At 55.1% G+C, this 11,138-nt stretch carries 5 protein-coding genes and 1 pseudogene; 4 read left to right on the plus strand and 2 right to left on the minus strand.

What is annotated here, in order from left to right:
* The first annotated feature begins 120 nt into the window (after positions 1–120).
* The 3 genes from WEB54_RS04940 (at position 121) to WEB54_RS04950 (ending at position 4,703) form a co-directional block, all read left to right on the plus strand.
* A complete protein-coding gene (locus tag WEB54_RS04940) occupies positions 121–1,347 on the plus strand; it encodes an acetyl-CoA carboxylase biotin carboxylase subunit family protein (protein WP_368053797.1) in 1,227 nt (408 codons plus the stop codon).
* A gap of 120 nt (positions 1,348–1,467) precedes the next feature.
* Positions 1,468–3,459, plus strand: a complete 1,992-nt coding sequence (locus WEB54_RS04945; RefSeq protein WP_368053807.1) for a hypothetical protein — start codon at positions 1,468–1,470, stop codon at positions 3,457–3,459.
* Between the two features lie 101 nt (positions 3,460–3,560).
* The gene (locus tag WEB54_RS04950) at positions 3,561–4,703 is read left to right on the plus strand and encodes a PLP-dependent aspartate aminotransferase family protein (protein WP_368053799.1); all 1,143 of its coding nucleotides are present in this window, start codon (positions 3,561–3,563) and stop codon (positions 4,701–4,703) included.
* 185 nt (positions 4,704–4,888) lie between these two features.
* Here WEB54_RS04950 and WEB54_RS04955 read toward each other — a convergent pair whose 3' ends face one another.
* Both WEB54_RS04955 and metH read right to left on the minus strand, forming a co-directional pair.
* Entirely contained in the window at positions 4,889–6,211 is a 1,323-nt protein-coding gene (locus WEB54_RS04955) for a YhjD/YihY/BrkB family envelope integrity protein (RefSeq protein WP_368053801.1), read from the minus strand.
* A 71-nt stretch (positions 6,212–6,282) separates the two neighbouring features.
* A pseudogene (gene metH, locus WEB54_RS04960) lies at positions 6,283–10,018 on the minus strand (methionine synthase).
* 369 nt (positions 10,019–10,387) lie between these two features.
* On the opposite strand from metH, the gene nfuA reads away from it, so the two are divergent.
* Complete coding sequence (nfuA, locus tag WEB54_RS04965; RefSeq protein ID WP_368053803.1) at positions 10,388–10,978, plus strand: Fe-S biogenesis protein NfuA; 591 nt, start codon at positions 10,388–10,390, stop codon at positions 10,976–10,978.
* Positions 10,979–11,138 lie beyond the last annotated feature (160 nt).

Below are 11,138 nucleotides of genomic sequence, written 5' to 3' on the forward strand. Positions count from 1 at the left end.
GGGACGCTCAGGGAGGGAGGCATGAATATTTCCCATAGTGCAACACGCGATGTGTTCAGTGCCTCCCCTGATCTCGCTAAAAGAGGTTGGATCCATCTATCAAACAAAGAGGCATCTCTTATGAAGAAAGATCCAAACAAGGGTTATATCGCATTGCTGGGCTGGAGCCTTAACGCCATTGAGGCTGCAGAGAAATTTGATCGACGCTACGTTGTTGTCGCGCCCGACTGGGCTGAAGAATATTGTCTGGAACACAATATTCCCTATGTCCCCTGGAATTTCGAACGGCTGAACGACCGGTCGATGGAAATTGCCCAGACACTGAAAGACATGGGAGTGAACGTATCGATTCCGTTGTTCGAAGAAACCGTCGAATGGGCCGGTGCAATCAACTCAGTGCTGCTCGACAATCCGCGCCTGCTGGGCCAGGCGATGCTGATGCGCGACAAGTCACTGATGAAACGCCGTGCACAGCTCGGTGGCATTCGCGTGGGTATTTTCGAAGAAGCGCATGACCGCGACGACGTCATCCGCTTTTTGAAACGGGTAAACCAGACACTGCTGAAACTCGACGGTGACCCGAACGACCCAATTCATGTAAAAGCCTTCGATAAAGCTGGCTGCCTGGGACACAGGGTGATTCGCACGCCCGATGAAGTCGATAGCATTCCGGATGAAGAATTTCCATCGTTGATGGAATCGCATCTCGACGGCTGGGAATTTGCGGTTGAAGCCTGGATCCACAATGGCAAAATCCGTTTCCTGAACATTTCCGAATACGTCAAGCTGGGTTATTCAGTCTATGTACCGGCTTCTCCGGAACTGGAAGCCTATCGCGAGAAAATCACTGCCCAGATTGAGTTGCTGATCAAAACGTTCGACATCGAGTTCGGGTTGATTCACCCCGAGTACTTTGTAACCAGCGATGGCACCATGTACTTTGGTGAAGTGGCGTATCGTCCGCCGGGCTTCAAAGTATTCGAGCTACTGGAGCGGGTTTACGAGGGCTTCAATGCCTACCAGGCGACCATGCTGGTGTTTGATCCGAAGGCAACCGATGAAGAAGTCGAGGCTTATTTCCCGAAAGCCGTGACCGATGCGAAAGCTCATGCGGGTTGTTTTGGGGTGTATCCGCGCCGGCGTGTTGTCAGCAAGTTGGAAATTCCGGAAGAAACGGAAGACCATCCATATTTTGAGTCTCACGAGCTGACGACGCCTCAGGAAGAAATTGTTACCAAGCGAACCGCCTTTGGTACCCACTGGGGCTTGCTGTTTTTTGTTGGCAAGGATTCCAAGGAAATGCACCGCCTGCTGGAACGTCAGGAAGAGCTCGATTTTTACATTTGATGCGGTGTTAAGCCGGTGCTCAGAGTTAATCTGGCGAGGCAGCGAACCTCTTTTTAACGGAGAAACACGGTGAATCCGGATACAACAACGCCATCCGAAGGCTCCAGGCTGGACGGCCTGATGACACAGATGGATGACGCGGTCGAAAAACTGGCGCAAGCGCCAGCGTTTTCGAAACCGGCGAAAGTAGGCCGGGTATTCGATACCGCCCGGCGGATCATGTTGCAGGATGGCGGCTGTGCTGCTCTTGAAACCCGCATTCAGGCGCTTGAAGAGGCCGGTGTGTTCTGGGGGTCGGATTGGGCAAAGCCCTCCATCCTGATACCGACACTGTCACGATATTCGCTGCAAAGCGCCGTGGCTGAGTCGGTGGTGATTGAAGCCCTCAGTGAATTGCGTTTCCTGGCTGTAGCCCAGGGCAGTTATAAGCACAGCGAGTTATCGTCTGAGCAAGCCAGTCACTTTCTGACGCAGGTGCTGGCTTCTAATCTGCCTATGTTGTTTACGCCGCCCAGCGAAGCGGAACGGGAAACACAGGGGCGGCTTGCCAAAATACCACGCAATTTGCTGGCACATCTGGCCGACCGAATTGGTTATGAACAGATCATTGATCAGCTGATCGAGGAGATCTGGCGAATTCTGAACCAGCGACCCATCCAGGTCGATTCGATTAAGCAGATGATCACTCAGATAGCCATTTGCCAGGCTAACCCGGAGATCGATCTGGGCATCAGCGGGCAGGGCGCTGATCGCCTGGTCAGCAGTCTATACGGGCCAACTCAGGCGTGCCGGGACGACCCTGGCGTAGACGTCTACCAGCGCAGTCTGGAGTCCATGGATTCCAGCGCTTTGCTGAAAGAAGCAACCGGTTTTGCCCGGGCCATGCATGATACCGGCCTGGTGTCGCCCTATCATGCGACGCTGCTACGCCACTTGCGTGAAACAGACGATCATTTGCTGCCGGAAGCGTTGGGCTTATCGACCACTGGCCGTGATTGTCTGCTGTGCTATCGCGAACTGGTTTACGCCTTGATTGGTGAGGCCGTGCATCCACAAACCCCCCAGGCTATTTACGGGCTGGCGTTGATGCTGGAGCGGGGTATTTTGTACCACCCCTCTGTTGCTCCGGCAATGTGGCGCCAGTTGGCGCTGATATTGTCTGAGTGGTCGCGCAGTCGTTTATCGATGGCCTTTGGCGATGCCATTGAACCACGGTCACGTCTGCTGGAAGGGGTGCTCTGCATGCTCGGTCAGCCATTGGGCGTTGGTCAGGGCAATAACCCAACCTGTCAGTCCGCGCGAGCTTTATCGATGTGGGCTTATAATGACCCGGACTATCTGCTGCAAATGGTCGCTTGGGCGGCGCGGGACGATGAGATTGTCATGCATTTTGAAGGTCAGCCGATTTCCTCCCGCGAGAGTCAGTCGGGCGTCGCCAGCAGTTTGCCCATTGATCTGGATGCGGTCTCGTTACTGGTAGTGCCTCATCTTGACCGCATTTACGCCGAAATGGGCCGTCGCTGTATTGGCCGTGAAGGGGATCCACATCGCTGGGTGAACCCTGAGTTTCACGGTTGGTGGTCCGGGCGTGGCTTCAACATAAATGTGGATGTGGCGACGGGCGCACTGGAGCATCTTGAAGATTTCCTGCGGCATTTCTACGCTTCATACCATCCGTATTACAATGGCAATCAGCCGCTGATTCATCCACAACCAGCTGGTATTGCTGTAACTGACAGTGTCGCGCGGTTCATTGGGTGGCACGCCATCACTATTTTGCGCGTGGCGACGGATCCCGACCAGGTTATGCGGGTCTACTTCTATAACCCCAATAACGACAGCGGCCAGAACTGGGGCGATGGCGTGGAAGTGAGTACGGCCGGTAAGGGCGAGCGTTACGGCGAGGCTTCCCTGCCGTTTGCCCAGTTTGCATCGCGGCTGTACATCTTCCATTTCGATCCACTCGAACGGGGTGAACTGGCGCTGATCACCCGGGACGAGTTGGACGAAGTGGTGGGCTATATCCACCGAAGCTGGGGCGTTGGCCGGGTGCCCGCCGGAGAACTGCAGGCTGATTCGGGCCATGGTCACTCATCAAACCCTGAAGCCTGAGTGACTATCATCAGCGTGCCTGTGGCATTTAATGCTGCTACGGACACGTGATCGGTGATGCTACACTGTTCGCATCATTTCGATCAGTTGAGACCGACTTAATGCCATACCCGTACCTGACGGAAACCCTGGTGGCTCAGGCCCTGGGCGATATCGACGCCACCACTGGCGCACTGATTCCCGCCATTCATAACAGTACCACCTACCAACGAGATGCCGACAATGGTTACAGCCGGGGGCGCGTATATTCGCGCGCCGATAACCCGGGCTATGATCCGATTGAACGGGTTCTGACCGAACTGGAGCAGGGCGCTGATGCTCTGGTGTTTGCCTCCGGTATGGCCGCTTCGGTGGCGGTTTTCCAGGCATTGCAGCCAGGAGCCCACGTGATTGCGCCGGTAGTGATGTACTGGTCGTTGAGGAACTGGCTGAAGCAGTTTGCGCAGCAATGGCAGATTGGAGTCAGTTTCGTTGATACCAGCGATACCCAAGCCGTGGCCGCGGCGCTTCAGCCCGGTAAAACCGAACTGGTCTGGCTGGAGACGCCGGGTAACCCGCTCTGGACGATTGCCGACATTGAAGCCATATGCCAGCAGGCCCATGACGCCGGGGCCCGTGTTGTGGTTGATTCGACCGTTGCTACGCCGATCCATACCCAGCCATTGGTGTTGGGAGCCGACCTTGTTATGCATTCAGCGACCAAGTATCTGAATGGACATTCGGATGTGATCGCCGGTGCGTTGGTGACTGCTCGGGACGATGATTTCTGGCAACGTTTGATTAAACAACGCTCTCAGGGTGGTGCTGTGCTTGGCCCCTTTGAGGCGGCACTGTTATTACGCGGCATGCGTACCCTGGCAATAAGGGTGCGTGAATGCTCGGCCAACGCGCACCGTCTGGCGGAGCACCTCAATGCACACCCAGCGGTTGAAGAGGTGCTGTACCCAGGTTTGCCGGGATTCGCCGGGCATGAGGTCGCTCGCCGACAAATGCGTAATGGTTTTGGCGGTATGTTGTCGGTGCGTATCAAGGGTGGTGCAGCGGCCGCTATTCAGGTGGCGGCGACACTGAAGGTGTGGAAGCGTGCCACTTCACTGGGCGGAGTTGAAAGCTTGGTCGAGCATCGTGCCAGCATTGAAGGGGAGGGCACACCCGTACCAGACGATTTGTTGCGCTTGTCGGTTGGCATCGAAGCGGTGTCCGATCTGATGGCGGATTTCGACGCGGCGTTGAGCCAGTTGTAACTCAAGTTTCGGAGTTCGCTGCGGTGACGAGCATCGGGTGGCCGGGGAGGTATTTAAGCGGTACTGGCCTATGAACAGATGGATTTTAAATCCCTCGACCAGACACCACTGTCACCGCCGCAATGGGTAATTGCCTACCTTGAGGCGGTAAAATGGGCCGATGACAGCCTGGTAGCAATAGCCGGTTAGTCAGATTCCAGTTCCTCATGTTCGCGTACCAGATCTTCCAGTGTCTGGTCTTTAAACGCCGTTTCCAGCGCTTGCTGGATGGTGTTCTGCAGCGTCGCGGTATAGACGGGCGTTGCCAGTTTCGAGTCGGGCGCGCGGATGACCTGCAGCAGGTCTGCCATTCCGATTTGATCGAGTGGGCGAGCCGGTGTCAGCCGGTGCTCTTCACTGCGCACGATCAGTTGTGCCTCCAGTAATTTGTCCATTAGGCGATCGACCACGTCAGGGTCAACGTTCATTTCACTGCTTAATGTCGCTGCTTTCAAACCGGGTTGGTTGCGGTCGAACCGTCGGGCGATGCGAATCATCAGGGTCAGACCAACAGCCTCATCGGTTTCAGCGCTGGGCAGAACGGTCTGACGCCTGCGAATATACCGAAAGTTTTGGCTGTAGTAGGCCACGGTGGCACCGGTCAACAGCACCAGCCATGACAGGTAGATCCAGACCAGCAGCAGAATGCCGACCGCAAAACCGGAATAAATAGCGGTGTACTGGGTGGAACTGGCGACGAAGAGGGTAAACAGGTAGCCAAGGGTTTGCCACATGAAACCGGCCACGGTACCGCCGATCAGGGCGTGACGGAACTTTACCGAGGTATTGGGAATAAAAATATACAGAAAGGTGAACAGAGAGATAATAACGACATAGGGTACCAGACGTGTCATTACACTGAAGAGCCAACCGAGTGGCTCTAATGCCAGCAGCGTTGCTACCGTATCGGAGCTAACCAGAGCCGCAGTGGCACCCAGCGTAGAGAAGGCGAGCAAGGGGCCAATCAGAATAACGCTCATGTAATTGCTGAAGCGCTGAGCCAGTGGGCGAATTTGGCTAACACGCCAGACCTGGTTAAAAGAACGCTCTACTTTTTGAACCAGAGAAATGACCGTGTACACCAGAATACCAAGACCGACGGCACCCAATACCCCGACACGGATGTTATCGACAAAGTCGAGTACATTGCTGGTGATTTCCTCACTGCGTGCCCCCAGTGGCGCCAGAAGCAGGCTCTGCAACAGGGGTTCCAGCTGGTTGTGAACGCCGAAGCCTTTGAGAACCGAAAAACTCAGCGCCAGAAACGGGACGATGGACAGCAGGGTGGTATACACCAGACTCATCGCATGCAGATTGGTGTTGCCGCGAGTCAAATCTTTGATGACGGCAAATCCAACCCTGGCTATCCGAATGCCCAGTCGTCCCGGGCCAGGCAATTTGGATAGGTTAGGGTGCCACAACCATTCCTGAGCCTGGGTAAACCAGTTTTTTGGGTTGGAGTCAGCCACGTGTCCCTATCCTCTGTGTAATGGCGTTCAGTATCACAGGAAAACAGCGTGACTGACAACTGCGCCTCTGGTCAGAGCTCGTCGTATCCCAGCGTCGGTCTCAGCCAGCGCTCTGCGGTGGTTATATCCCAGCTTTTACGATCAGCATAGTCGTCCACCTGGTCGCGGTCGATCTTACCCAACCCGAAATAACGGCTTTCCGGATGCGCAAAATACCAGCCACTGACCGCCGAGGCTGGCCACATGGCAAAGCTGTCGGTCAGTGAACAACCGGTGGCTTGCTCAGCGTCGAGCAGTCGGAACAACGTGGCTTTTTCACTGTGTTCCGGGCACGCCGGGTAGCCCGGTGCCGGGCGAATGCCCTGATACTTCTCGGCGATGATCGCCTCGTTATCCAAATGCTCCGCGCCAGCATAACCCCAGAGTTCTGCGCGCACCTTTTCATGCAACACTTCGGCGAAGGCTTCGGCAAAACGGTCGGCCAGGGCTTTAATCATGATGGCGTTATAGTCATCGTGTTCGGCTTCATAGGCTTTGGCACGTTCATCGGCACCGTGGCAGGTCACCACAAAGGCACCCATGTAGTCGTTGACGCCGCTGTCTTTTGGCGCCACGAAATCGGCCAGCGAACGAAAGGCACGGCCATCGGGTCGCTCGGCTTGCTGACGCAGGTGGTTCAATGTCGCCAGGGGTTGTTTGCGATCTTCGTCTGCGAACAGCTCGGTTTGATCGCGTTCTATGCCTGCGGCCGGGTAGAGCCCGACCACGCCGTTACATTGCAGCCAGCCTTCGTCGACGATTTTGTCCAGCATGTCGGTGGCGTCTTTAAACAGCTTGGTGGCTTCTACACCGACGACTTTGTCGGTCAGAATTTTTGGATACTTGCCGTGCAATTCCCAGGTTTTGAAAAAAGGTGTCCAGTCGAACCGTTCTTTAATCTCGGCCAGCGGGTAATCGGTAAAGGTCCGGTTGCCAATAAAAGACGGCGTTGTCGGCTGGTAGTCCACCCAGTTGGGTTGGTAGGCGTTGGCCCGTGCAAAGTCCAGACTGGCAAATTCCTTCTGGCCACGTTTTCTGGCATTGCCTTCGCGCAATTGCTGATAGGTATCACGCAGCTCACTGACGAAGGCCTCCTTGTTAGCTGACAACAACTGACTGACCACGGGCACCGATTTGGAGGCGTCCAGAACATGGACAACCGGCGCTGAGTACTTTGGCTCAACTTTAACTGCGGTATGGATCTTCGACGTTGTTGCGCCGCCGATCAACAACGGCTTGCTCATGCCGCGTTGTTCCATCATCTGGGCAACGGTAACCATTTCGTCCAGCGATGGGGTGATCAGACCGGACAGTCCGATGACGTCGGCGTTGTGCTTTTCAGCCGCTTCGAGAATGTCTTCGGCGGGCACCATAACGCCCAGATCAATGACTTCATAGTTGTTGCACGACAGCACCACACCCACAATGTTTTTGCCGATGTCATGCACATCGCCTTTCACCGTGGCCATGATGATGACACCGTTGTTTTCGGCTTCACGGCCCGAGAGTCGTTTCTCTTCTTCAATGTAAGGCAGCAGATAGGCGACGGCTTTTTTCATGACCCGGGCGCTTTTAACGACTTGTGGCAAAAACATTTTGCCAGCGCCGAACAGATCGCCGACCACGTTCATGCCGACCATCAATGGGCCTTCAATGACTTCAATGGGTTTGTCCGCTGCCTGGCGCGCCTCTTCGGCGTCGGCTTCAATAAACTCGGTGATGCCCTTTACCAGGGCATGGGTGATGCGATCCTGCAGGTCACCTTCGCGCCATTTTAGTTTGTCGCTTTCTTTAGCGTCGGCGGTCTGGCCTTTGACACTTTCGGCGAGATCGACCAGACGTTCGGCGGCATCTTCTCGACGGTTCAGTACAACGTCTTCAACATGTTCGAGCAAGTCTTTGGGTATGTCGTCGTAAATGGTCAGCATGCCCGCGTTAACAATGCCCATGTCCATGCCGTGTTTGATGGCGTGGTACAGGAACACCGAGTGCATGGCTTCGCGAACGGTGTTGTTGCCCCGGAACGAGAATGACATGTTGGATACACCGCCGGAGATTTTGGCACCGGGCAGGTTATCTTTGATCCAGGCGGTGGCTTTGAAAAAATCGACGCAGTAGTTGTCATGGTCGGGTATGCCGGTCGCGACCGGAAAAATATTGGGGTCGAAAACGATGTCTTGCGGATTGAATTTAACCACATCGACCAGGATGTCGTATGAGCGTTTGCAGATGTCGATGCGGCGCTGGTAGGTATCGGCCTGGCCTGTTTCATCGAACGCCATTACCACGACAGCAGCTCCGTAGAGTTTGATGCGACGTGCCTGCTGAATGAAAATCTCTTCGCCTTCTTTCAGCGAGATGGAGTTGACGATCGACTTGCCCTGAACGCACTTCAGGCCCGCTTCAATGATGCTCCATTTGGAAGAGTCGATCATAAACGGAACCCGGGCGACGTCCGGCTCGGCCTGCAGCAGGTTCAAATAGCGCACCATGGCCGCTTCGCCGTCGAGCATGGCGTCGTCCATGTTGATGTCGATGATCTGGGCGCCATCGTCAACCTGGGTGCGGGCGATGTCGACCGCTTCCTCGTACTGATCTTCCTGAATCAGGCGGGCAAATTTAGCCGAACCAGCGACGTTGGAGCGCTCACCAACGTTCACAAAACCAGTGGTCTCATTGACGACCAGAGGCTCCAGGCCGCTGAGAACCATATCGGGCAGGGCGCGTTGCTCAGACTTCATCGGCAACCTCCATTGCCAGGTCGCGCAATGGGCGCGGTGAATATTCGTCGGCCAGTTTTTTCAACTCGGCAATGTGGGCGGGCGTGGTGCCGCAGCAGCCACCAATGATGTTGACGTGCCCCTCGCTCAGAAATGGCCGAACCTGTTCAGCCATTTGCTCGGCGGACTGATCATACTCACCGAATTCGTTGGGCAAGCCAGCATTGGGATGGGCCGAAATCAGGCAGGTGGCGTGTTTATCAAGTGCCTTGATGTGCGGCAGCATGTCTTTGGCACCGAGGGCGCAGTTGAGACCAATGCTGAACAGATCGCCGTGTTCCAGCGATACCCAGAAAGCTTCCGGGGTCTGGCCAGAAAGGGTGCGGCCGCTGGCATCGGTAATGGTGCCGGAGACCATCAACGGGGTGTCCAGTCCTCGTTCCTGTTTCAGTTCAAGCACCGCGAACACGGCGGCTTTGGCATTGAGCGTATCGAACACGGTTTCAACCATGATCAGGTCTACGCCGCCGTCGATCAGCGCTATGGCTGCATCTCTGTAGGCTATTACCAGGTCGTCGAACGACACCAGTCGTTTACCCGGATCATTCACATCGGGCGACATGGAGGCAGTGCGGTTGGTTGGCCCAAGGCAGCCGACAACATAGCGTTTCTGATCCGGCGTTTTCTTCGACCATTTATCGGCACTGCGCCGTGCGCACTGGGCCGCAGCATAGTTAATGTCGTAGACGGCGTGTTCCAGATGATAGTCCGCCTGGGCAACGGTGGTGGCGCTGAAGGCGTTGGTGCAGGCGAAATCGGCACCGATCTCGAAGAAAGAATCGTGAATTTCCTCGATGATCTCGGGCCTGGTCAGGGACAGTAAGTCGTTATTTCCCTTAAGTGGGCTCGGGTGGTCTTCGAAGTGGCCTTTACGGAAGTCGGCCTCTTCGAGCGGGTAGCTCTGGATGGAGGTGCCCATGGCACCGTCCAGTACCATGATGCGGTCTTGGAGCGTACTGCGGAGTTCGTCCGCGACTGAGCGAGTCATTGTCTCTTCCAGTGTTGTTGGCTGTGTCAGAGGCTGTAATGCCATCGTGAAGGCTGCCTATGAAACACCAAACAGGTCCTTTTTTCAATCTATATCAAAAAATATTGATATAGTATTTATACCGTTATCTTTAATTAAGAGGTTTCCCTTGCGCATTCTCTGAGCGGTATTCGGTTGCCAGAAGAGAGTCAAAGTGCGTTGCCAACCCGGTCTTCGGCTGGTTTGCCGCAGCTTCCTTGAATTACTGGACACAGGCCGCATTTGTATAACCAAGTAAAACACTCAGGTATTCAGTTGGGGACCAAAGTTCGGTAGAATAGTCGTCAATTCGATAACCTTTATTATTTGTCCAACTACGGAGTCTGTGGCATGGATATTCAGATGAACATTACCGACTCGGCACAGAACTACTTGGCGGGTCTGCTGGCAAAACAAAGCACGGAAGGCGTTTCCGTGCGTATGTTTGTGACCCAACCGGGCACCAAATTCGCCGAAACCTGTCTCGCTTATAGTCGGCCGGGTGAAGAGAAAGACAATGACGAAGTGATCGAGCTGAACCAGTTCCGGGTCTACCTCGAGAAAAACAGCCTGCCGTATCTCGATGAGGCCGTTGTTGACTACGCAGAAGACAAAATGGGCGGTCAGCTCACCATCAAGGCGCCGAACGCCAAGATGCCAAAAGTGAATGCCGATAGCCCATTGCAGGATCAGGTCAATTACATCCTGTTCACCGAGATTAACCCCGGCCTGGCATCACATGGCGGGGAGGTGAGCCTCGAAGAACTGACACCCGAGGACATCGCGGTGCTGAAGTTTGGGGGTGGCTGTCAGGGGTGTTCTGCCGTGGACATTACTTTGAAAAACGGCGTCGAAGCGACGCTGCTGGAAAAAGTTCCCGGCTTGAAAGGCATCCGGGACGTGACCGATCATACGGTGACTGAGAACGCCTACTACCAATAACTCAAGCTTCGGAGTTCGGGTCACCTCACAGGCTTTGGTCCGCACCGGATACCGGGTATGCCTCTGTGGGGTCGGCGTAAATCCATCCATGGAGCCTAGGCCGCAGCATCCATGCTGCGGACTACCCCACAGAGGCATACCCGGCACCCGGTGCTAGTCT

The sequence above is a fragment of the Saccharospirillum sp. genome (assembly GCF_040881935.1).
In the GTDB taxonomy this organism is placed as follows: Bacteria; Pseudomonadota; Gammaproteobacteria; order Pseudomonadales; family Natronospirillaceae; genus Saccharospirillum.

Bases quoted from the DNA above. Each gene is read 5' to 3' on its own strand.
- WEB54_RS04940 (WP_368053797.1), top strand. From the start codon at position 121: ATGAAGAAAGATCCAAACAAGGGTTATATCGCATTGCTGGGCTGGAGC.
- WEB54_RS04945 (WP_368053807.1), top strand. From the start codon at position 1,468: ATGACACAGATGGATGACGCGGTCGAAAAACTGGCGCAAGCGCCAGCG.
- WEB54_RS04950 (WP_368053799.1), top strand. From the start codon at position 3,561: ATGCCATACCCGTACCTGACGGAAACCCTGGTGGCTCAGGCCCTGGGC.
- nfuA (WP_368053803.1), top strand. From the start codon at position 10,388: ATGGATATTCAGATGAACATTACCGACTCGGCACAGAACTACTTGGCG.